This is a genomic window from Delftia sp. ASV31, assembly GCF_016428765.1.
GTDB classification, from domain to species: Bacteria; Pseudomonadota; Gammaproteobacteria; order Burkholderiales; family Burkholderiaceae_C; genus Comamonas; species Comamonas acidovorans.
In genome coordinates, this window is sequence record NZ_JAELTK010000037.1 from 1 (window position 1) to 20,654 (window position 20,654).

Genomic DNA, 20,654 nt, shown 5'->3' on the forward strand with positions numbered 1-20,654 from the left:
TTCAACGTGTAGCCCACGACCGTGGGCTTGCCCGTGGTGCCCGAGGAGGCATGCACGCGCGCCACCTTCTGGCGCGGCACGGCGAACATGCCGAACGGGTAGTTCTCGCGCAGGTCCTTCTTGGTGGTGAAGGGAAAGCGGGCCAGGTCGGACAGCGTGCGCAGGTCGGACGGGTGCACGCCCTTCTCGTCGAACGCGCGGCGGTAGTGCGGCACATGGTCGTAGGCGTGCTGCAGCGACCAGCGCAGGCGCTGCAGCTGCAACGAGGCGATCTCGTCGCGGCTGGCGGTTTCGATGGGGTCGAGTTCGCCGGGGGCGGGGCGCAGGTCTTTGTTCATCGGGGTTCTGGCGTCGTGAGGCAAGGGGTTCAGAATAATTGACCGACCGGACGGTAGGATTATAAGATGCAGCTTTCTTGAGCAACAAGGCTTGTTGTCCGGTACTAACCCTGATAGCGACGCCACATTCCAACCCAGGAGACATCCCATGCCCGCCCACGCCCTCTACGAACGCCACCGCCCCCTGCTCGACGACGCGCTGCAGGCCCTGTCCCGCCGGGGCCACTGGTCGCCCTTCCCCGAGGCGCCCTCGCCCAAGGTGTATGGCGAGACCGCCCAGGCCCAGGGCCATGCCGCCGTGCAGGCGCTGTTCGGCAAGGACTATCCGCTGCAGCAGCCCGGTGAACGCGCCCGCGTGGCCACCGAGCAATCGCCCTATGGCGTGGCCCTGGACATCCGCTACCCCGAGTGCGATGCCCAGGCGCTGGTGGATGCCGCCCAGGCGGCCGAGCCCGCATGGCAGGCGCTGGGACCCCAGGGCCGCACCGGCGTGCTGCTGGAGGCGCTGACGCGCATCCACCAGCGCAGCTTCGAGATCGCGCATGCCGTGATGCTGACCACGGGCCAGGGCGCGATGATGGCCTTCCAGGCCGGCGGCCCCCATGCCCAGGACCGCGCCCTGGAAGCCATTGCCGTGGCCTGGAAGGCCATGGCCGACGTGCCTGCCGAGGCCGTCTGGGAAAAGCCCCAGGGCAAGCATGCGCCCGCCGTGCTGCACAAGCGCTTCGAGATCGTGGGGCGTGGCGTGGCCCTGGTCATCGGCTGCGCCACCTTCCCGACCTGGAACACCTACCCGGGCCTGTTCGCCGCGCTGGCCACGGGCAACCCCGTGATCGTCAAGCCCCACCCCAACGCCGTGCTGCCGGCCGCGCTCACCGTGAGCGTGCTGCGCGATGTGCTGACCGAGCAAGGCCTGGACCCCAACCTCGTGACCCTGGCCGTGAGCGACAAGCCCGAATTGACCCAGGCCCTGGCCACGCATGCGGCCGTGGCCTCCATCGACTTCACGGGCGGCAATGCCTTCGGCCAGTGGCTGCAGTCCAACGCGCCGCAGGCACGCCTGTACGCCGAGATGGCCGGCGTGAACCTGGTGGTGATCGAGTCCACCGATGCCTACGCAGGCATGCTGCGCAATCTGGCCCTGTCACTGTCGCTGTACAGCGGCCAGATGTGCACCACCACGCAGAACCTGCTGGTTCCGGCCGGCGGCATAGAGACTGACCAGGGCCACAAGAGCTTCGAGCAGTTCGGCGCCGATCTGGCCGCCGCCATCGACCAGTTGCTGGCCGATCCCAAGGTGGCCTTCACCGTGCTGGGCGCCATAGGCTCTGCGCAGACCGTGGAGCGCGTGGAACAGGCCGCCACCGTGGGCCGCGCCGTGCGCGCCTCGCAAAAGCTCACCCATCCCGAGTACCCGCAGGCCGAGGTGCGCACGCCCGCGCTGCGCGCGCTGGACGTGGCGGACGCTGCCATCTACGAGCGCGAATGCTTCGGCCCCGTCTCCTACCTGGTGGCCGTGCCCTCGGCCCAGGCCGCGCGCGAGCTGGCCGAGCGCAGCGTGCGCGCGCATGGCGCAATGACGCTGGGCCTGTACTCCACGGATGCGGCCTTTGTCGATGCCGTGGCGGCCTCGGCGCTGCGCTCGCGCGTGGCCCTGTCCATCAACCTCACGCAGGGCGTGATGGTCAACCAGTCGGCAGGCTTCTCGGACTTCCACGCCACGGGCGGCAATCCCGCGGCCAATGCCAGCTACACCACGCTGGCCTTCGTGGCCGACCGCTTCGTGGTCGTGCAGCGCAGGTGGTGATGGACCGGGCCGAGCCTAGGCCTGGCGGGCCTTGCGCGGCTTCTTGCCGTCAGGCACGCTGACCGCGCGCACGCCGCCGAAGAACAGCTGGGACACCATGGTGCCTATGGCGTCATGGTCCAGCGTGCCGCCCGGCTTGAGCCAGGTGAAGGTCCAGTTGATCATGCCGAACAGCAGCATGGCCAGGGGCTTGCCCAGGGCGCTGTCGGCGGGCTCGCCGCGCACCTGGGCAATGGTCTGCGCAAAGGCGGCGACCACGCGGCGCTCCACGTCCAGGATGCGCTGCTGGTCTTCCTCGCGCAGGAAGCGCACGTCCTCGGTCAGCACGCGATGGGCATTCTGGGCCTGGGCGTACTCCTGGCCGAAGCCGCGGATCAGCGCATGCAGGCGCTGCTCGGGATCGGCATGGGCCTGCAGGGTGTCGTTGACCAGGGCTTCGAGGCGCAGCACATGCTCTTCGGCAATGCGCACGGCCAGGTCGTGCTTGTCGATCACATAGTGGTAGAGCGTGGCCTTGGAGACGCCGCAGGCCGCAGCCACCTCGTTCATGGAGGTGCCCGCATAGCCGCGCTGCGCGAACAGCTGGGCGGCGTGGGAGAGGATCATTTCACGCTGGCCATCGTAGCCAGCAGGGTCACGTACGCGTGCCATGCGGCGGCGTCCTTTCGGTAGGTGTCGTTGCCAGGGTCCGCCCGTGCGGCCCGGGCCGGAATTATGGACGGCGCAGCGGCGCGCGCCCCCGCGATTACCAGTTTTCAGGGATATGCAAAGATGCGGGCTTCGCCCACAGTCGGGCGGCCATCCTGCCCCTTTTTACGCCCGCCGCTGCGCACGCCTTTTCCATGCCCGCCCACCTGCTTGTCCCAGAGTCCACGCTTCCGGCCCCGGTGCTGGTGGTGGAGGACGAGCCGCTGATCCGCCAGCGGCTGCAGTCCGTGCTGGGCCAGCTGGGCTACACGCCCGATGCCCTGCTGTTCGCCGGCTCCCTGGCCCAGGCCCGCGCCTGCCTGGCCGAGCCCGTGGCCCTGGCCCTGGTGGACCTGGGCCTGCCCGACGGCAGCGGCATCGACCTGATCGCCGAGATGCGCAGCGCAGACCCGGCCGTGGGCATCCTGGTGATCTCGGCCTGGAGCACGGAGGATGCCATCCTCGCGGCGCTGCGCGCAGGCGCCACCGGCTATGTGCTCAAGGAGCGCGACGACCTGGAAGTGTCGCTGTCCATCCGCAGCGTGCTGCGCGGCGGCGCGCCCATCGACCCCTTCATTGCGCGCCGCGTGATCGCCGAGCTGCAGGGCGCGGCACCGGCCACGCCGGAGAGCAGCGGCACCGAGTCCACGCTGAGCGCGCGCGAAAGCCAGATCCTGCGCCTGGTGGCCGATGGCCTGACCAACCGCGAGATCGCCGAGCAGTTGCACCTGTCGCGCTACACGGTGGAATGCCACATCAAGCACATCTACCGCAAGCTGGCCGTGTCCTCGCGCACGCGCGCCGTCAACACGGCACGCGTGCGCGGATTGCTGGGCTGACGGCCATGGGCGGGTGGCGCCGGTGGTTCGGCCCGGTGCGGCACCTCGCCCTGGGCCAGGCCCTGGGCCTGGGCCAGGGCCTGGCGGTCCTCCTGTGCAGTCCCTGCGCCCTGGCCCAGGCCTGCCTGCCGCAGATCCTGTCCATCCAGTCCGCCAAGGCCGCAGGCCTGGGACCGCCGCCCATCGCCAGCGCGGTACGCGACTGGCACAACGTGACCCTGCCCGACCACTGGCTGGACCGCTGGCCCGGCTACAGCGGCGCCGTCTGGTACCGCATCGACTGGCAGCGCGGCTGCCCTCACCCCGCTGCCACCGCTCCCACCGCCGCCGATCCCGTGGCGCTGGCCCTGCACTCCATGGTCATGGCCGGCGAGGTCTTCGTGAACGGCGACCTGCTGTGGCGCGACCGGCACCTGGTCGAGCCCCTGTCGCGCAGCTGGAACATGCCGCGCTTTTGGCTGCTGCCCGAATCCGCCCTGCATGCGGGCACCAACAGCGTGTGGATACGCGTGCACGGCCTGGCCGAGCAGACGCCCGGCCTGGGCGAGGTGCGCCTGGGCGAGCCCGAGGCGCTGCGCCGGTGGCACGAGCAGACCTGGTGGAACCAGCGCACGCTGTTTGCCATGAACATCGTGGTCTCGCTGGTGCTGGGCGTGCTGTTCGCCTTTGCCTGGCTGCAGCGGCGCGCCAGCAAGGCCTTTGGCTGGTACGCGCTCAATGCCTTCTGCTGGGCGCTGTTCCTGGCCAATATCCTGGCCACCGAGGCCTGGCCCTTCCCCGACACCCTGGCCGTGGCACGCGGCAATTTGCTGGTCTTTTTGCTGTTCGGCCAGAGCTTTTGCCTGTTCACCTGGCGCTTCGGCAGGCTGCACCTGCCCCGGCTGGAAAAGCTGCTGTGGGCGCTGACGCTGGCCGGCATGGCCGCCGCCATCTTCGCGCCCTGGTCGCTGGTGGACGGCGTGCTGCACATCGGCCTGGTGTACTTCGGCATCTGCGTGGCCGTGTCGCTGCACTTTCCGCTGCACGCCTGGCGCACGCGCGAGCCGGGCCACCTGGTCTACGCGGCCTGCCTGCTGGTCTTCCTGTGCGCGGGCCTGCACGACATGCTGGCGCTCAAGAAGGTGATCGGCCCCGCCACGCCCTGGATGCCCTATACCGCGCCGCTGACCATGCTGGCCCTGTCCATGGTGCTGGGCCGGCAGTTCGTGCTCAGCATGCGCCGCATCGAACAGTTCAACCAGGAGCTGACCGACAGCGTGGCGCGTGCCTGCGACGAGCTCGGCGGCACGCTGGCGCGCGAGCATGCGCTGGCGCTCAGCCACTCGCGGCTGCAGGAACGGATGCAGTTGGCGCACGACCTGCACGACAGCCTGGGCGGCTCCCTGGTGCGCTCCATCGCCATGGTGGAGCAGGCCGGCACCCCCATGCACAACCGCCAGTTCCTGTCCGTGCTCAAGCTGCTGCGCGACGACCTGCGCCAGATGATCGACAGCGGCACCAGCGTCTCCGTCACCGTGCCGGACACGCCCCAGGCCTGGATCGCGCCGCTGCGCCACCGCTTTGCCAGCCTGTTCGACGCGCTGGACATGCAGTCCGACTGGCAGGTGCCGGCCGCCTGGCCGCAGCCGCCCGGTGCGCTGCAGTGCCTGGCGCTGACGCGCGTGCTGGAGGAAGCGCTGGCCAATGTGATCAAGCACAGCCGCGCCCAGTGCGTGCAGGTGCAGCTGCAGTGGCCCGAGCCGCATTGGCTGATGCTGCGCATCACCGACGACGGCGCAGGCTTTGCCGTGGCCGCCGTGCAGCAGGCCGGCATGGGCGTGGGCCTGCGCAGCATGCAGGCGCGCCTGCAGCGCCTGGGCGGCCATCTGGACATGGATTCAGAACCCGGCGCCACCGTGCTGGCCGCCTGGCTGCCCGTGCCCGGCGATCCCCTGCCCGACGGCACGGAGCAGGACACCCTCAGCGGGAAAAGCGCCCTATCCCCGCACTGACGCCGGCCGGCGTCAGCACATCGTCGAAATACTCCAGCGTGAGCTGGTTGCCGTCGAACGTGGCCTTGGACAGGCTGCCCGGCGAATCGCCCTCGGGCACGAAGCTGAAGACCTCGCCATCCCAGTGGCTGAGCAGCATGCGCTGCGAACCCAGGCTGACCTGCAGCCCACCGCCGCCCGTCTGCAGGCTGACCTGGGCCGGCCCGTAGAAGCGGTTGGCGTAGCTGCCCACATAGGCGCCCAGCGGCCGGGGCGGGCGGGGAAAGCTGGGCCGGGTCTTGCCCACCAGCTCGCCATGTGGCTGCATGATGGGTGCCAGCCGCTTGGTCCAGATGCTCTCCCAGTCCTGGCGCTGGCGGCCCCATTCGACCTGGTCCAGGAACTGCGAGACCACGATCTCGGGCACGCCGATGGGCATGCCGTTGGTCAGCACCACGATGCCCAGCTTGAGCTCGGGCATGACGGTGAAGCTGGTCGCGCTGCCCGTGCCGAAGGCGCCCGAGTGGCTGTAGGTGGTGCGCCCCGCCTCGGACACGCCCACGTTGAAGCCGAAGCCGTAGTAGCGCGCAGGCTCGCCGCTGCCGGCCGGCGACTGCAGCATCTGCGGCGACAGCGCCGTGCGCAGCGCCTGCGCATCGACCACCTGGCGGCCCTCGAAGCGGCCCTCGTCCAGCAGCATGGTCATCCAGCGCGCCATGTCGCGCACCGTGGAGCTGACGCCGCCGGCAGCCGACTGCGCATCGGGCCGGCGCACCGGCCCCGCCTGCCACACGCCGTTGACGCGCAGGTGGCCGGCCGCGCGGTTGGCGCGCGCCTCGAAATCGGCAAACAGCGAACTGGTCTGCGTCATGCCCAGCGGGCCGTAGACGGCCTGCTGCGACAGCGCCGCCCAGGACTGGCCTGCGATGGCGGCCACGGCCTCGGCGCCCGTGGTCAGGCCGAAGTTGCTGTAGGCGTACTGGGTGCCCACGGGCCGCAGCGGCAGGTAGCGCAGGCGCTCCAGAATCTGGCGCTGGCTGAAGCCCAGCTCCTCCAGCGCATCGCCGGCCTGGCCGGGCAGGCCCGAGCGGTGGGCATACATGTCGCCCACGGTGATGCGCTGGGCGGCATCTGCGTCCTCCAGCGTCCACCAGGGCAGGCCCTGCTGCACGCGCGTGTCCCAGGACACGCGGCGCTGGCCCACCTGCTGCGCCACCACGGTGGCGCCCACGGACTTGGAGACGGAGGCGAGCTGGAACACCGTGTCCGCATCCACGGCCAGCGACGAGCCCAGACGGCGCACGCCCATGCCCTGGGCATAGACCAGGCGGCCTTCATGCACCACGGCCACGGCCACGCCGGGCACGCCCGTGCGCCGCATCTGCGCGCGCACCTGGCCGTCGAGCTGATCGAGCGCACGCTTGACGCGGTCCGTCACGGGCGGATCGATGGGATCGCCCCAGGACACCTCGCCGTTGCATCCGGCCGTGGCCACGGCGCCCAGGGCCGCTCCCAGAAAATGCCGGCGCGCAAGAATCGATGAAGCCATGGGGTCTCCTGTGGTGCTGTCGTGAAGAACAAAAGGAAAAAGAAAAAGGGGCGGTTGTGCCGCCCCCCGTGACGATAGCAAAACGCGACGGGCCGAATCCTGCCCGGCATCAATGCCGCATCAGTGCCGCGTCAGTGCTGCATCAGTGCGGATCCACCGCCGCGATGATGCCGCCGCCCAGGCACACGTCGCCGTCGTAGAGCACGGCCGACTGGCCGGGCGTGACGGCCCATTGCGGCTCGGGAAAATCCAGCCGGAAGCCCTCGGGCGTGGCGCCCGAGATCAGGGCCGGCGAGTCGGGCTGGCGGTAGCGCGTCTTGGAGCCGTAGGCCTTGCCCTCGGCGGGCGCGTGGCCGGCCACCCAGCTGACCTGGTCGGCCAGCAGCGACTGCGACAGCAGCCAGGGATGGTCATGGCCCTGCACCACGCGCAGCGTGTTGGTGTCCAGCTCCTTGCGCGCCACGAACCAGGGATCATGGTCGCCGCCGCCGCGCGGCGCGCCCTTTTCCTTGACGCCGCCGATGCCCAGGCCCGAGCGCTGGCCCAGCGTGTAGAACGACAGGCCCACATGCTTGCCCAGCTTGCGGTTGCGGTCGTCGAGGATGTTGCCGGGCTCCTTGCTGATGTAGCGGTTCAGGAAGTCGCGGAACGGCCGCTCGCCGATGAAGCAGATGCCCGTGGAGTCCTTCTTCTTCGCGTTGGGCAGGCCGATCTCCTCGGCAATGCGGCGCACCTCGGTCTTCTTCAGCTCGCCCACGGGGAACATGGCCTTGGACAGCTGGGCCTGGTTGAGGCGGTGCAGGAAGTAGCTCTGGTCCTTGGCCGGGTCCAGCCCCTTGAGCAGCTCGAACAGCTGCGTGCCGGGGTTCTGGCGCACGCGGGCGTAGTGGCCCGTGGCGATCTTCTCGGCGCCCAGGCGCATGGCGTGGTCCAGGAAGGCCTTGAACTTGATCTCGGCATTGCACAGCACGTCGGGGTTGGGCGTGCGGCCGGCCTGGTATTCGCGCAGGAACTCGGCGAAGACGCGGTCCTTGTACTCGGAGGCGAAGTTCACATGCTCGATCTCGATGCCGACCACGTCGGCCACGGCGGCGGCATCGACGAAATCGACATTGGACGAGCAGTATTCGCTGTCGTCGTCATCTTCCCAGTTCTTCATGAAGATGCCGACCACTTCATGGCCCTGTTGCTTGAGGAGATGGGCCGTGACAGCGGAGTCCACACCGCCCGACAGGCCCACCACGACGCGGTGTTTAGTCATGGCAGCGATTATCCCAGCGCCCTTCAAAGGCTGCGCGCCACGGGCTTTGCAGCCCTGCGCCAGCAGGAATAATGGCCCTCTTGCCCCTAGGAAACGCCCGCATGCGCTACGACCTGACCGATCTGAAGCTGTTCATGGCCATCGCCCAGGCCGGCAATCTCTCGCGTGCCAGCCAGGCGCGGCACCTGACGCCCTCGGCCGCCAGCCAGCGGCTGCGCAACCTGGAGCAGGCCCTGGGCTGCCAGCTGTTCACGCGCGAGCACAAGGGCATGCGGCTGACCGAGGAAGGCCACGCCATGCTCGAGCATGCGCGCGGCGTGTTCGCTGCCATCGACGGCATGGAGGCCGAGGCCGCCCTGCTGGGCTGCAGCCTGCAGGGCAAGGCAACGCTGGCGGCCAACAGCTCCTCGCTGCACGGCTTCATCGGCCCGCACATCGGCGAGTTCCTGACCGCCTTTCCCGAGGTGAACCTGACCCTGGTGGAGCAGACCAGCGAGACGATTGCCGCCAGCGTGGCCGAGGGCGAGGCCGACCTGGGCGTCTACGCGGGCGAGCCCATGGCGGGCGCCGTGGCCTGCGAGACCTTTGCACAGGACCGCCTGGTGGTGATCGCCCCGCCCGGCCATCCGCTGGTGCCCCAGCCGGGCGAGAGGCCAGACGACGGCGACGGCCCTTCCTGCCGCTTCTTCGACACCCTGGCCCATGCCTTCGTGGGCATGGCGCTGACCAGCAGCAACTACGCCTTTCTGCGCGAGCTGGCCAAGCGCCATGGCCGGCCGCTGCGCTGCCGCATCCACGTGGACGATTTCACCTCCATCGTGCGGCTGGTCTCGCAGGGCGTGGGCCTGGCCATCATTCCGCACAGCATCTACCGCAGGCTCGGCACCGCGCATGCGGTGGCCTGCCTGCCGCTGGAGGAAACCTGGGCACGGCGCCCGCTGCAGCTGGTGCGCTCCAGCGAACGGCCGCTGACGCCCACCGCGCAGCGGCTGCGCAGCTTTCTGAAAGGGCTGGCCGACAAGGCGTAGGTTCAGGGCTTGGGCTTGGGCTGGGGCTGGGGCTGGGCTTGGGCCTTGGCCTGCTTGCGCTCCAGGAAGGCATTCATGTGGTGCTGCGGCTCGCCCGTGTTGAAGGCCGCGCCGAACTCGGCCACGCTGTCGGTGATGGCCGAGTCCACGCCCATGCCCTCCCAGCGGCGCAGCAGGCGCTTTTGCTGGCGCAGCGCCTCGATGCCGATCCCGCCCAGCCCCTCGGCAATCTGCGCGATGCGCGCATCGAGCTGGTCGCCGGGCACGCATTCGTTGAGCAGGCCCCAGCGCTCGGCCTGCAGGGCGCCGATGTTCTCACCCGTGAGCAGCAGCCAGCTGGCGCGCGTGCCGCCGATCTGCGCGGGCATCATGGCCGCGTGGATCACCGAGGGAATGCCGACCTTGACCTCGGGCATGCCCACCACGGCATCATCGGCCGCGATGCGCAGGTCGGCCGCCATGGCCAGCTCCAGCCCGCCGCCCAGCGTATGGCCCTGCAGCCTGGCGATCACGGGCACGGGAAAATGCCGCACCGCGTTGCACAGGTCGCGCAGCCCGCTGATGAAGGCGCGTGCCGAGGCGGCGTTGAGCGACGCCATCTCGCGGATGTCGGCCCCCGCCACGAATGCGCGCGTGCCCGATCCGCGCAGCACCAGGCAGTGCAGATCGGGGCGCTCGGCCAGCTCGGCCAATTGCGCGGTCAGCGCGCGGATCACGGGCGTGCCCAGGATGTTCAGCGGCCCGCCGCCGGTGATGGTGAGCACGGCGGTCTGCGGGGTGGGAAAGGTCACTTGTGCATGCACGGCAGATCTCCTCAAAGTTTCTCGAATCCGATGTCGCGGATCAGCTGGGACCAGGCGCGGTTGGAGCGCTCCACCGTCTGCCTGAACTGCGCAGGCTCCTGGAAGTCCACGACGGCGCCCTGCTGCTCTATGGTCTTGATCAGCTCGGGCTTTTGCAAGGTCTTGCGCATGGCTTCGCTGAGCCTGGCAAGAATGGCGGGATCGAGCCTGGCAGGCGCGCCCAGGCCGTACCAGGACATGTCGTTCATGGGCTTGAGCCCGGCCTCGGCATAGGTGGGCACGCCCGGCAGGGCCGGCAGGCGCACGGGGCTGGACACGGCCAGGGCACGCAGCTGGCCGCCTGCGATCAGCGCGCCCGAGGACGGCATGTTGTCGAACACCACATCGAGCTGCCCCGCCATCAGGTCGTTGAGCGCCGGCCCCAGGCCCTTGTAGGGCACATGGGTGAGGGTGGTGCCGGTGGTGCTGCCGAACAGCGCACCGCTCAGGTGGCTGAGCCCGCCATTGCCCGAGGAGCCGTAGTTGAGCTTGCCCGGCGCGGCGCGCGCCGCGTCGCTCACATCCTTGGCGCTCTTGTAGGCCGAGCCTGCGCTGACCACCATCACGCCCGGCACGTTGGCGATGTTGGTGATGGGGGTGAAGTCCTTCACCGGGTCATACGCGGGCTTGGCGTAGACGTTGGGGTTCACGGCATGCGAGCTCTCCACCATCATCACCAGGGTGTAGCCGTCGGCCGGCTGCTTGGCCGCATAGGCCGAGCCCGTGCTGCCGCCCGCGCCGGGGCGGTTTTCCACCACCACGGGCTGGCCCAGCGTCTCGCCCAGGTAGCGGGCCGCCACGCGCGCGATCACATCGGTGGCGCCGCCCACCGCATAGGGCACGACCAGGCGTACGGGCCGGTCGGGATAGCTTCCTGCCCCCGCCGCCCCCGCTGCCCCCGCTGCATATGCCAGCGGCATCCCCGCCAGCGCGGCGGCTGCCACGGCGGCCTTCAGTGCTTTCATGCGTTTCGTCATCCTTGTCTCCTTCTTGGCTTGTCGATGTCTAGGGCTTCAGAGGTCCTGCGGCGCCGCACCGAGCACGGGCGGCGGCGGCACCTGGGCGCCGCTGCCGGCCGGCACCATGGGGTTGCGCACCAGCTTCAGCGTGCCCAGCTGCGGGTGCTCCACCGTCTGCAGCATCTGGCGGTGCCGTACCTGCGGATGGGCGAAGACCTGCTCCATGGTGTTGATGCAGCCCCAGGGCACCTGGGCGGTGTCCAGCGCATCGGTCAGGGCCTGCAGCGGCCAGCGGCCCAGCGCCGCGCGCAGCAGCGGGCGCAGCTGCGCCATGCCGGTCAGGCGCGCGGCATTGGTGGCAAAGCGTGCGTCCAGGTGCCAGTCCGTGCCCAGCACGGAGCACAGGGCGGCGAACTGCCCGTCATTGCCGATGGCCAGGATGAAATGCCCGTCTTCGCAGGCAAACACCTCGTAGGGCGCGCAATTGGGATGGGCGTTGCCCGTGCGGCGCGGGTTCTCGCCGCTGACCAGGTAGTTGGCCGCCTGGTTGGCATTCATGGCCACGGCCACGTCCAGCAGCGCCAGGTCGATGTGCTGGCCGCGCCCCGTGCGCTGGCGCTGCACCACGGCCGCCAGCACGGCGCTGGTGGCATACATGCCCGTCATCAGGTCCACCACGGCCACGCCCGTGCGCAGCGGGCCCGCGCCCTCCTCGCCATCGGCCACGCCCGTGTAGCCCATGAGGCCGCCCAGGCCCTGGAACACATAGTCGTAGCCGGGCTTGTGCGCAAACGGGCCGCTCTGGCCGAAGCCCGTGATCGACAGGTAGATCAGCCCGGGGTTGATGGCGGCCAGCGCCGCGTAGTCCAGGCCGTGGCGTGCCAGCGCGCCGGCCTTGTAGTTTTCCACCAGCACGTCGGCATCGCGGATCTGGCGCAGCAGCCAGGCATGCGAGGCCGGCTCGGTGAAGTCCAGCGCCACCGACTGCTTGCCGCGGTTGCAGGACAGGAAGTAGGCCGACACGGCCTCGCCACCGGGGGCCTGCACGAAGGGTGGCCCCCAGGCGCGCGTGTCGTCGCCCGTGCCGGGACGCTCGATCTTGAGCACCGATGCGCCCAGGTCGGCAAGGTTCTGGGTGCACCAGGGTCCCGCCAGGATGCGGGACAGGTCCACCACGCGCAGGCCGTCGAGGGCGCTGGACAATCCATGGGTTTGTTGCATGGACTCCATGCTCGCGGCATGGCGCGCGGTGGTCCATCGGTCATTGCTTCACGCAGCGTTCGCGGAAACTGCATGCCCCGCGTAGGGGATGGCCTCCTCCACCGTTTCCCAGATGAACCGGCCCGACGGGCTTTGCTGCTCCTCCACCACATGCGCCACCAGCCCCGCCGCCCGCGAGATGACGGCAAAGCCGCGCATCACGGCCGTGGGCACGCCGATCTCGCCCAGCAGGGCGGCCACGGCCCCCGTGGCATTGATGGTGATGGGCCGGCCCACCGCGGCGTCCACGGCGGCGGACAGGGTTTCGAGCGCGCGGATTCTGCTGCCCGCCAGTTCGGGTTCGGCGCGGCCCATGTCCAGCAGCTTGTAGGCGCGCGGGTCCACGGGCTTGTGCAGGTGGTGGCCAAAGCCGGGGACGGGGCTTTTCAACGCCTTGTGGTGCTGGGCGATGGCGCGGGCCTCGGCCTCGGGGTCGGCGGCGGCGGCGATGCGATCGAGCAGCGCGGCGCAGTTCTCCATGGTGCCCACGAAGGAGCTGCCCACGGCCAGCAGGCCGGCCGAGACGGCGCCCTGCAGGTTCTCCGGCGCGCTCATGTAGATGAGGCGCGTGGCGATGGCGCTGGGCGTGAGGCCATGCTCCATGAGCACGATGAGCACCACATCGGCGATGCGCAGGTCCACGGGGCGCGGCGTGCGGCCCAGGATCTGCATCAGCATCACCTCGGTGAAGGTCTTCTTGCCCATCAGGTCCTCGACCAGGTCGGCATCGCGGTAATGCAGGCTGGTGAGGGTGTGGGTGCACAGGCGGGTGACGGGGGGTTGGGGGGTTGCCATGGCCAGGGTCTCCTTGTGATGGTGTGCGGGATCAACGGGGTGCCAGCGCAAGCTCGCGCACGGCCGTCTTGAGCAGCTTGCCCACGGGCGAGCGCGGCAGGCTGGCGTGAAAGTGGATGCGCTTGGGTGTCTGCACGGGGCCCAGGCGCTGGCGCACGAAGGCGATCAGCTCGGCCTCGTCCGGCCGCTGGTCGGGGCGCAGTTCGGCGCGCAATTGCACGGCGGCCTGCACGGCCTCGCCCCAGTGATCGTCGGGGATACCGAAGACCACGCACTCGTGCACGGCCGGATGCTGGCCCAAGGCGTTTTCCACATCCACGGGATAGACGTTGAAGCCGCCCGTGATGACCAGGTCCTTCAGGCGGTCCTTGAGGTGCAGGTAGCCCTGCGCATCGATCAGGCCCCGGTCCCCCGTGTGCAGCCAGCCGTTCACCAGGGTCTCGGCCGTCTTGCCGGGCAGGCGCCAGTAGCCGCTCATCAGCAGATCGCCGCGCGCCACGACCTCGCCCACCTCGCCCCGGGGCAGCAGGCGGCCGTCGGGCGCCATGATGGCCAGGTCGCTGAACCAGGTGGCCCGGCCCACGGAGGTCCACAGGCCTTCGTCCTCGAAGTCCTCGGGCCGCATGGCCGTGAGGATCTGCGGGGCCTCGGTCTGGCCATAGGTGGTGGCCAGCACGGGGCCGAAGAAGGCGCGCACCTGGCGGATTTTCTCGGGCGGCATGGCGGCGCCGCCGTAGATGAGGCGGCGCAGGCCGGGGAAGTCCGCACGGCTGGCGCCCGGCAGCGCCATCAGCATGTAGATCAGGGTGGGCGGCATGAAGCACACGGTGCCGCCGCGCAGGGCAAAGGCGCTGCGCACGGCCTCGGCACCCGCACCGTCGAGCAGCACATGGCAGCCGCCCTGCGCCAGGATGGGCAGCAGGTAGGTGGACGTGCCATGCGTGATGGGCGCGGCCATGACGTAGCGGTCATGCTCATCGAACCCCCAGGCCTGGATCTGGTTGGCAATGCCGGCCATCCAGGCGCGGCAGGGCTGCATCACGCCCTTGGGCAGGCCCGTGGTGCCACCCGTGAACTTGATGGCCTGGATGGCATCGGCGGGCAGGTCGGGTGTCACAGGCAAAGCGCCGGTCTGCGCCTGCTCCAGCGCCGCCGTGCCCTCGCCCAGCACCAGGTGGATGCCCGGCGCCCCTTGCACCAGTGCAGCGCCACCCGCGTCGCACAGCACGATGGAAGGCTCGGTGGCATCGATGATGCGGCGCACCTCGGACTGCGTGCTCTTGGGATTGAGCGGCACCCAGACCTTGCCGCTGGCCATCACCGCCAGCAGGGCGGCGATATGGTCTGCGCTGTTGCCCGCGCAGATGCCCACGCGGCTTTGCACGGCGGGCTCCAGCGCCTGCAGGCCGGCCGCCAGCGCGGCCACCTTGCGGGCCAGCGCGTCATAGCGGATGCAGCCGCCCGGTGCGTCGATGGCGATGCGCTGCGGCCAGCGCTCGGCCGCGCGCCAGAAAAAATCAATGGGTTGCATGGGGGTCGTCTCCTTGTGGTGCGGTTGTGTCGAGCTTTTGCCGAACGTGTGTCGAACTACTGGGCGGTGGCGCCCGAGGCCTTGACCACCTCGCGCCAGCGCTTGATCTCCGACGCCGCAAAGCTGCGCATCTGCGCCGGGGTGCCGGGCTCGGGCGTGGCGGCCATCTCGCCCAGGCGCTGGCGCAGCTCGGGTGCGGCCAGGGCGGTGTTCAGGGCATGGTTCAGGCGCTCGATCACGGCCGGCGGCGTGCCCGCAGGGGCGGCCAGGCCGAACCACGACTGCACGTCGAAGCCCGCATAGCCTGACTCCGCCAACGTGGGCACATCGGGCAGCAGCGCCGAGCGCCGGGCGCTGGTGATGGCGATCGCGCGCAGCTTGCCTGCCTGCACATGGGGCAGGGCCGAGGGCGCGTTGTCGAACATGGAATCCACCTGCCCGCCCAGCAGGTCGGTGATGGCCGGTGCGCTGCCCCGGTAGGGCACGTGCAGCATGCGCAGGCCCGAGAGCTGCCGGAACATCTCGCCCGACAGGTGGATCGACGAGCCGCTGCCCGACGAGGCGAAGCTGATGCCCTGCGCACTCTGCCGGGCATGGCGCACATAGTCGGCCACGTTCTGTATGGGCAGGCGCGGGTTGACCACGAGGATGTTGGGAATCTTGGCGATCAGGCCTATGGGCTCGAAGTCCTTGACCGGGTCATAGCCGAGCCGGGGGTAGAGCGAGGCATTGATGGTGTTGGCAATGGTGTAGACATACAGCGTGTAGCCGTCCGCAGGCGCCCGCGCCACGGCCTCGGCGCCCACATTGCTGTTGGCGCCCGTGCGGTTGTCCACCACCACGCTCTGGCCCAGCTGCTCGCCCATCCGGGCGGCCACCAGGCGTGCGATCACGTCGGTGGCGCCGCCGGCCGCATAGCCCACCACGAGCCGCACGGGCCGGGCCGGCCAGGCCGCCGGCTGCGCCAGCACGGGCGCGGGCGCCAACGCCACGGTCGCGACGGTCGCGGCGGCCATGCCGGCCAGTGCGCAGGTGAAGGAGCAGGCCAGCAGGCGCCGGCGCGCCCACGGATTGAAACGGGCAGGGGTGGTCATGTCTTGTCTCCAGGTGATCGTTCTGATGTCTGCTTGTGTCCGCTTATGTCTGCTTGTGTGGGCTTTCGACGGCCTGCGGCACACTGCGCGCTGCACGCAGGCTCTTTTCTGTCCTGCTTGCAATCACCGGGAAATTCTTTTCCATGCCTTCGCGCAGCACCAATCCAAACGTCCGGCCAGCGGACATTCCAGTCTCCGCCGACGATGCCGGCAGCCGCACGCTGCGCCGTGGCCTGCAGGTGCTGGACGCCGTGCTGGCCGCAGGCCGCGAGGGCCTGCGCGTCGCTGACCTGTGCCGCGCCACGGGGCTGGAGCGCGCCACGGTGTACCGCCTGCTGTCCACCCTGGTGGACAGCGGCTATGTGGCGCACAGGGGGCGCTTCGGCTATGCGGCCGGCCACCGGCTGGCGGCCACGGCCGCCAGCGCAGGCCAGCCCAACATGGCCGTGCGGCTGCAGCCCGTGCTGGAGCGCGTGAGCGCGGGCTGCGCGGACGCGGCCTTTGCCATCGTGCGCGAAGGCGCGGCATCGCACTGCATCGCCCGCCATGTGGGCACGCATCCGGTGCAGATCCTGGTGATCCAGGTGGGCACGCGCCAGCCGCTGGGCGTGGGAGCGGCGGGCCTGGCCCTGCTGGCCGCCCTGCCCGATACCGAGGTGCAGGCCGCGATGGCGGCCAACGCGCCCGTGCTGGAGCAGTACGGCGGCATGACGCCCGAGCGCATGGCCCTGCTGGTGAAGGCCACGCGCCAGCGCGGCTGGTCCGTCATCGGCAACCACGCCACGCGCGGCGTGCTGGCCGTGGGCATGGCGGTGCGCAATGCCGAAGGCGAGCCCGTGGCCGCCGTCAGCGTGGCCTCCACGCTGGAGCGCATGCCCGGCGAGCGCCAGAAGCTGATTGCGCGCTCGATAGGCGAAGCCCTGGCGGCCCTGCTGCCGCGCGGCATCTGAGGCCAAGCCCCGGTCTGCACCGACAATCGGCGCTGCACACCACGAGCGCCGCCCCCATGGAACTGAGACAACTCCGCTACTTCGTCCGCATCGTCGAACTGGGCTCCATGAGCCGCGCCGCCCTGGACCTGGACATGGTCCAGTCCGCGCTGAGCCAGCAGGTCAGCCGCCTGGAAAGCGAGCTGTCCACCCGGCTGTTGCAGCGCACGCCGCGCGGCGTGGTGCCCACCGAGGCGGGCGTGGCCTTCTTCCGCGAGGCCCAGCTCACGCTGCGCCATGCCGAGCAGGCCGTGCGCAGCGCGCAGCAGGCACGGCTGTCGGGCTCGGTCAGCGTGGGCCTGGCGCCCACCACCTCGGCCATGCTGGGCCTGCCCATGATGCAGGCCATGCGCGCGCGCTACCCCGATGTGCGCCTGCACATGGTGGAAGGCATGTCAGGCCACCTGACCGACATGCTCAATGCGCGCGCGCTGGACATGGCCGTGCTGTTCGACGCCCGCCTGCACGGCGGTCAGGCCCGCGCAGGCGGGCGGCGCTGGCAGGTGCACCCGCTGATCGAGGAAGAGCTGTTCCTGATCCGCGCGCGCGGCCACCACCCCGAGCCGCTGCCGCCGCAGATGGCGCTGGCCGACCTGGCCGGCGAATCGCTGATCCTGCCCACGGGCCTGCACGGCCTGCGCAGCACGCTGGACACGGCCTTCTCGCAGGCGCGCTTCACGCCGCATCTGGTGCTGGAGGTGGATTCGCTGTCCATGGTCATGGCGGCCGTGGATGCGGGCCTGGGCAGCACGGTGCAGCCCTGGGCCTCCATGGGCCGCTATGCCGATGCCGCGCAGCGCTTCGAGTGGTCGCGTATCACGGACAAAGATGCCCTGCGCACCAACCTGCTGTGCAGCCTGTCCGAGGATGAGCTGTCGCCCGCCGCCCTGGCCGCGCGCGTGGTGCTGATCGACTGCGTGCGCCAGCTGCTGCGCGGCGGCGCCTGGGCTGGCACGGCCCTCATCCATCACGAAGACTGATACCCCCATGCCGGCGGGCCCCTGCCCGCCGCGCGGCGTTCTCCCTACATTCGCAATCCCCACGATGGCGAATGCAAGGAGAACTCCATGGACCCCGATGTCCTGGTCATAGGCGGCGGCAATGCCGCCCTGTGCGCGGCCCTGATGGCGCGCGAGGCAGGCCGCAGCGTGCTGCTGCTGGAGGCGGCGCCGCGCGACTGGCGCGGCGGCAATTCCGGCCACACGCGCAACCTGCGCTGCATGCACGACGCGCCCCAGGACGTGCTGGTCGAGGCCTACCCCGAAGAGGAGTTCTGGCAGGACCTGCTCAAGGTCACGGGCGGCATCACCAACGAGCACCTGGCGCGCATGGTGATCCGCGCCTCCTCCACCTGCCGCGACTGGATGCGCCGCCACGGCGTGCATTTCCAGCCGCCGCTGTCGGGCGCCCTGCATGTGGCGCGCACCAATGCCTTCTTCATGGGCGGCGGCAAGGCCCTGGTCAATGCCTACTACCGCAGCGCCGAACGGCTGGGTGTGCAGGTGCGCTACGCGTCGCCCGTGGACCGGCTGGAGATCGAGGACGGCGAGTTCAAGGCCGCCTGGGTGGGCGAGCAGCGCATCACCGCAAAGACCTGCGTGCTGGCGGCGGGCGGCTTCGAGTCCAACCGCGAGTGGCTGCGCGAGGCCTGGGGGCAGAACGCGCGCGGCGAGTGGCCGTCCGACAACTTCCTGATCCGCGGCACGGCCTTCAACCGCGGCGTGCTGCTGCGCCACCTGCTCGAAGACCATGGCGCCGACCGCATCGGCGACCCCACCCAGGCCCACATGGTGGCCATCGATGCGCGCGCGCCGCTGTACGACGGCGGCATCTGCACGCGCATCGACTGCGTCTCGCTGGGCGTGGTGGTCAACCGTGAGGCCGAGCGCTTCTACGACGAGGGCGAGGACTTCTGGCCCAAGCGCTATGCCATCTGGGGCCGCCTGGTGGCCCAGCAGCCGGGCCAGACCGCCTGGTCCGTCATCGACGCCAAGGCCATAGGCCGCTTCATGCCGCCGGTCTTCCCGGGCGTGCGCGCCGACTCCCTGCCCGAGCTGGCACGCAAGCTGGGCCTGGACGAGGAACGCTTCATGCAGACCCTGGATGCCTACAACGGCGCCTGCCGCGTCGGCCACTTCGACCACACGGCGCTGGACGACTGCCATACCGAGGGCCTGGCGCCCGCCAAGACCCACTGGGCCCGCCCCATCGACACGGCGCCCTTCTACGGCTACCAGCTGCGCCCCGGCGTGACCTTCACCTACCTGGGCCTGGAGACCGACGACACGGCGGCCGTGCGCTTTGCCGGCCAGCCCAGCACCAACCTGTTCGTGGCCGGCGAAATGATGGCCGGCAACGTGCTGGGCAAGGGCTATACGGCCGGCGTGGGCATGTCCATCGGCACGGCCTTCGGCCGCATCGCGGGCCGCAACGCAGCCCTGGCCGCCACGGGCCACCCCGCCGTGCGCGGCGCAGTGACAGAGAAGGCTTGACCGAGATGCAGACCCTGAACGCCCTGGCCCAAGAAGCCCAGGACCTGGCCGCAGGCCGGGTCATTCCCATCCTGCCGGTCTCCACCGAAACGGCCGCCGAAGGCGAGGTGGCGCGCGCCCTGCAGATCTGCAACGCCTGCCGCTACTGCGAAGGCTTTTGCGCGGTCTTCCCGGCCATGACGCGGCGGCTGGAGTTCGGCAAGGCCGATGTGCACTACCTGGCCAACCTGTGCCACAACTGCGGCGCCTGCCTGCATGCCTGCCAGTACGCGCCGCCGCATGAATTCGCCATCAACATCCCCAAGGCCATGGCCGAGGTGCGCGGCCAGACCTATGCCGACTACGCCTGGCCGCCCGCCCTGGGGCGCCTGTACCAGAGGAACGGGCTCACGCTGTCGCTGGCCCTGGCCGCAGGCCTGTCGCTGTTCCTGGTGCTGGCCGTGGCCCTGCAGGGCGGCCTGGGCCGGCTGTGGGGCGCCGACCTGGGCGCCAACTTCTACAACCTGTTCCCGCACAACCTGCTGGTGGGCATCTTCGCGCCCGTGTTCCTGTTCGTGGTGCTGGCACTGGCCATGGGCGTGCGCCGCTTCTGGAAGGACGTCAAGCCCGCCACCGGCGACGTGGACGTGGGCACGCCGGCGGCGGCCGAGGCCGCGCACGACGTGCTGCGCCTCAAATACCTGGACGGCGGCCACGGCGAGGGCTGCCACAACGAGGACGATGCCTACACCCTGAGCCGCAGGCGCTTTCACCACCTGACCTTCTACGGATTCATGCTGTGCTTTGCGGCCACGGCGCTGGCCACGGTCTACCACTACGTGTTCGGCTGGGCCGCGCCCTACGAATTCCCCAGCCTGCCCAAGCTGCTGGGCGCCGTGGGCGGCACCAGCCTCATGCTGGGCACCGCAGGCCTGTGGCACCTGAACCGCAGGCGCCACCCGCAGCATGGCGACGCGCGCCAGAAACCCATGGACCTGGGCTTCATCGCCCTGCTGTTCCTGGTCGCGGCCAGCGGCATGGCGCTGTGGCTGGGCCGCGGCACGCCGGCCCTGGCCCTGCTGCTGTGCCTGCACCTGGGCGCGGTGATCGCCCTGTTCGCCACCCTGCCCTACGGCAAGTTCGCGCACGGCGTGTTCCGCACGGCGTCCCTGCTGCGCCACAACACCGAAAAGCGCCAGCCCAGCCCCATCGGGCTGGGCGCCGACTAGCCGCA

The 20,654-nt window shown here is 70.1% G+C and carries 18 protein-coding genes; 8 read left to right on the top strand and 10 right to left on the bottom strand.

What is annotated here, in order from left to right:
* Positions 1–338, bottom strand: a 338-nt coding sequence (locus tag JHD82_RS14850) for a phenylacetate--CoA ligase family protein (RefSeq protein ID WP_374191650.1), incomplete at its 3' end; no start/stop codon positions are given.
* 148 nt (positions 339–486) lie between these two features.
* Here JHD82_RS14850 and paaN point away from each other — a divergent pair.
* Positions 487–2,145 carry a phenylacetic acid degradation protein PaaN gene (gene paaN, locus JHD82_RS14855; RefSeq protein ID WP_199137168.1) on the top strand — a complete coding sequence of 553 codons (1,659 nt, stop codon included), beginning with the start codon at positions 487–489 and terminating at the stop codon, positions 2,143–2,145.
* 15 nt (positions 2,146–2,160) lie between these two features.
* Here paaN and JHD82_RS14860 read toward each other — a convergent pair whose 3' ends face one another.
* The gene (locus JHD82_RS14860) at positions 2,161–2,796 is read right to left on the bottom strand and encodes a TetR/AcrR family transcriptional regulator (RefSeq protein WP_034389704.1); all 636 of its coding nucleotides are present in this window, start codon (positions 2,794–2,796) and stop codon (positions 2,161–2,163) included.
* 191 nt (positions 2,797–2,987) lie between these two features.
* On the opposite strand from JHD82_RS14860, the gene JHD82_RS14865 reads away from it, so the two are divergent.
* Together JHD82_RS14865 and JHD82_RS14870 are read left to right on the top strand one after the other, a co-directional pair.
* The gene (locus JHD82_RS14865) at positions 2,988–3,671 is read left to right on the top strand and encodes a response regulator transcription factor (protein ID WP_013804635.1); all 684 of its coding nucleotides are present in this window, start codon (positions 2,988–2,990) and stop codon (positions 3,669–3,671) included.
* 5 nt (positions 3,672–3,676) lie between these two features.
* Entirely contained in the window at positions 3,677–5,662 is a 1,986-nt protein-coding gene (locus JHD82_RS14870; RefSeq protein WP_199137170.1) for an ATP-binding protein, read from the top strand.
* Here JHD82_RS14870 and JHD82_RS14875 read toward each other — a convergent pair.
* Both JHD82_RS14875 and mnmA read right to left on the bottom strand, forming a co-directional pair.
* Entirely contained in the window at positions 5,631–7,190 is a 1,560-nt protein-coding gene (locus JHD82_RS14875; protein WP_199137172.1) for a serine hydrolase, read from the bottom strand. The genes JHD82_RS14870 and JHD82_RS14875 overlap by 32 nt on opposite strands.
* A 142-nt stretch (positions 7,191–7,332) precedes the next feature.
* Entirely contained in the window at positions 7,333–8,451 is a 1,119-nt protein-coding gene (mnmA, locus tag JHD82_RS14880) for a tRNA 2-thiouridine(34) synthase MnmA (RefSeq protein WP_199137174.1), read from the bottom strand.
* A gap of 101 nt (positions 8,452–8,552) precedes the next feature.
* On the opposite strand from mnmA, the gene JHD82_RS14885 reads away from it, so the two are divergent.
* Entirely contained in the window at positions 8,553–9,479 is a 927-nt protein-coding gene (locus tag JHD82_RS14885; RefSeq protein ID WP_199137176.1) for a LysR substrate-binding domain-containing protein, read from the top strand.
* 2 nt (positions 9,480–9,481) lie between these two features.
* Here the strand turns inward: JHD82_RS14885 and JHD82_RS14890 are convergent, their stop codons facing one another.
* The 6 genes from JHD82_RS14890 to JHD82_RS14915 are packed head-to-tail and all read right to left on the bottom strand — an operon-like array spanning position 9,482 to position 15,960.
* Positions 9,482–10,282, bottom strand: coding sequence for an enoyl-CoA hydratase (locus JHD82_RS14890; RefSeq protein ID WP_199137178.1), 801 nt, complete (start codon positions 10,280–10,282; stop codon positions 9,482–9,484).
* 11 nt (positions 10,283–10,293) lie between these two features.
* Positions 10,294–11,298 (bottom strand): tripartite tricarboxylate transporter substrate binding protein, encoded by a 1,005-nt coding sequence (locus tag JHD82_RS14895; protein WP_199137180.1) that lies wholly within the window; start codon positions 11,296–11,298, stop codon positions 10,294–10,296.
* Positions 11,299–11,334: 36 nt separating this feature from the next.
* Positions 11,335–12,501 (bottom strand): CaiB/BaiF CoA-transferase family protein, encoded by a 1,167-nt coding sequence (locus JHD82_RS14900; RefSeq protein WP_199137182.1) that lies wholly within the window; start codon positions 12,499–12,501, stop codon positions 11,335–11,337.
* A gap of 48 nt (positions 12,502–12,549) precedes the next feature.
* Complete coding sequence (locus JHD82_RS14905; RefSeq protein ID WP_199137184.1) at positions 12,550–13,335, bottom strand: citryl-CoA lyase; 786 nt, start codon at positions 13,333–13,335, stop codon at positions 12,550–12,552.
* Positions 13,336–13,366: 31 nt separating this feature from the next.
* Entirely contained in the window at positions 13,367–14,866 is a 1,500-nt protein-coding gene (locus JHD82_RS14910; protein ID WP_180318338.1) for a class I adenylate-forming enzyme family protein, read from the bottom strand.
* A 56-nt stretch (positions 14,867–14,922) separates the two neighbouring features.
* Positions 14,923–15,960, bottom strand: coding sequence for a tripartite tricarboxylate transporter substrate binding protein (locus JHD82_RS14915; RefSeq protein ID WP_016449569.1), 1,038 nt, complete (start codon positions 15,958–15,960; stop codon positions 14,923–14,925).
* Positions 15,961–16,103: 143 nt separating this feature from the next.
* Here JHD82_RS14915 and JHD82_RS14920 point away from each other — a divergent pair, with 143 nt between their 5' ends.
* The 4 genes from JHD82_RS14920 to tcuB all read left to right on the top strand — a co-directional run bounded on the left by JHD82_RS14920 (position 16,104) and on the right by tcuB (position 20,649).
* Positions 16,104–16,910, top strand: a complete 807-nt coding sequence (locus JHD82_RS14920; protein WP_199137186.1) for an IclR family transcriptional regulator — start codon at positions 16,104–16,106, stop codon at positions 16,908–16,910.
* A 56-nt stretch (positions 16,911–16,966) separates the two neighbouring features.
* Positions 16,967–17,929 (top strand): LysR substrate-binding domain-containing protein, encoded by a 963-nt coding sequence (locus JHD82_RS14925; RefSeq protein WP_012202727.1) that lies wholly within the window; start codon positions 16,967–16,969, stop codon positions 17,927–17,929.
* Positions 17,930–18,016: 87 nt separating this feature from the next.
* Positions 18,017–19,441, top strand: a complete 1,425-nt coding sequence (gene tcuA / locus JHD82_RS14930; RefSeq protein ID WP_012202726.1) for an FAD-dependent tricarballylate dehydrogenase TcuA — start codon at positions 18,017–18,019, stop codon at positions 19,439–19,441.
* 5 nt (positions 19,442–19,446) lie between these two features.
* Positions 19,447–20,649, top strand: coding sequence for a tricarballylate utilization 4Fe-4S protein TcuB (gene tcuB / locus JHD82_RS14935; protein ID WP_199137188.1), 1,203 nt, complete (start codon positions 19,447–19,449; stop codon positions 20,647–20,649).
* The last annotated feature ends 5 nt before the right edge of the window (positions 20,650–20,654 follow it).

Excerpts from the sequence above, each read along its gene's own strand:
- JHD82_RS14920 (WP_199137186.1), top strand. The coding sequence starts at position 16,104 with ATGCCTTCGCGCAGCACCAATCCAAACGTCCGGCCAGCGGACATTCCA.
- JHD82_RS14895 (WP_199137180.1), bottom strand. The coding sequence starts at position 11,298 with ATGACGAAACGCATGAAAGCACTGAAGGCCGCCGTGGCAGCCGCCGCG.
- JHD82_RS14860 (WP_034389704.1), bottom strand. The coding sequence starts at position 2,796 with ATGGCACGCGTACGTGACCCTGCTGGCTACGATGGCCAGCGTGAAATG.
- JHD82_RS14865 (WP_013804635.1), top strand. The coding sequence starts at position 2,988 with ATGCCCGCCCACCTGCTTGTCCCAGAGTCCACGCTTCCGGCCCCGGTG.
- mnmA (WP_199137174.1), bottom strand. The coding sequence starts at position 8,451 with ATGACTAAACACCGCGTCGTGGTGGGCCTGTCGGGCGGTGTGGACTCC.
- JHD82_RS14900 (WP_199137182.1), bottom strand. The coding sequence starts at position 12,501 with ATGCAACAAACCCATGGATTGTCCAGCGCCCTCGACGGCCTGCGCGTG.
- JHD82_RS14905 (WP_199137184.1), bottom strand. The coding sequence starts at position 13,335 with ATGGCAACCCCCCAACCCCCCGTCACCCGCCTGTGCACCCACACCCTC.
- JHD82_RS14875 (WP_199137172.1), bottom strand. The coding sequence starts at position 7,190 with ATGGCTTCATCGATTCTTGCGCGCCGGCATTTTCTGGGAGCGGCCCTG.
- JHD82_RS14915 (WP_016449569.1), bottom strand. The coding sequence starts at position 15,960 with ATGACCACCCCTGCCCGTTTCAATCCGTGGGCGCGCCGGCGCCTGCTG.
- JHD82_RS14870 (WP_199137170.1), top strand. The coding sequence starts at position 3,677 with ATGGGCGGGTGGCGCCGGTGGTTCGGCCCGGTGCGGCACCTCGCCCTG.
- tcuB (WP_199137188.1), top strand. The coding sequence starts at position 19,447 with ATGCAGACCCTGAACGCCCTGGCCCAAGAAGCCCAGGACCTGGCCGCA.
- tcuA (WP_012202726.1), top strand. The coding sequence starts at position 18,017 with ATGGACCCCGATGTCCTGGTCATAGGCGGCGGCAATGCCGCCCTGTGC.
- JHD82_RS14925 (WP_012202727.1), top strand. The coding sequence starts at position 16,967 with ATGGAACTGAGACAACTCCGCTACTTCGTCCGCATCGTCGAACTGGGC.
- JHD82_RS14910 (WP_180318338.1), bottom strand. The coding sequence starts at position 14,866 with ATGCAACCCATTGATTTTTTCTGGCGCGCGGCCGAGCGCTGGCCGCAG.
- JHD82_RS14885 (WP_199137176.1), top strand. The coding sequence starts at position 8,553 with ATGCGCTACGACCTGACCGATCTGAAGCTGTTCATGGCCATCGCCCAG.
- paaN (WP_199137168.1), top strand. The coding sequence starts at position 487 with ATGCCCGCCCACGCCCTCTACGAACGCCACCGCCCCCTGCTCGACGAC.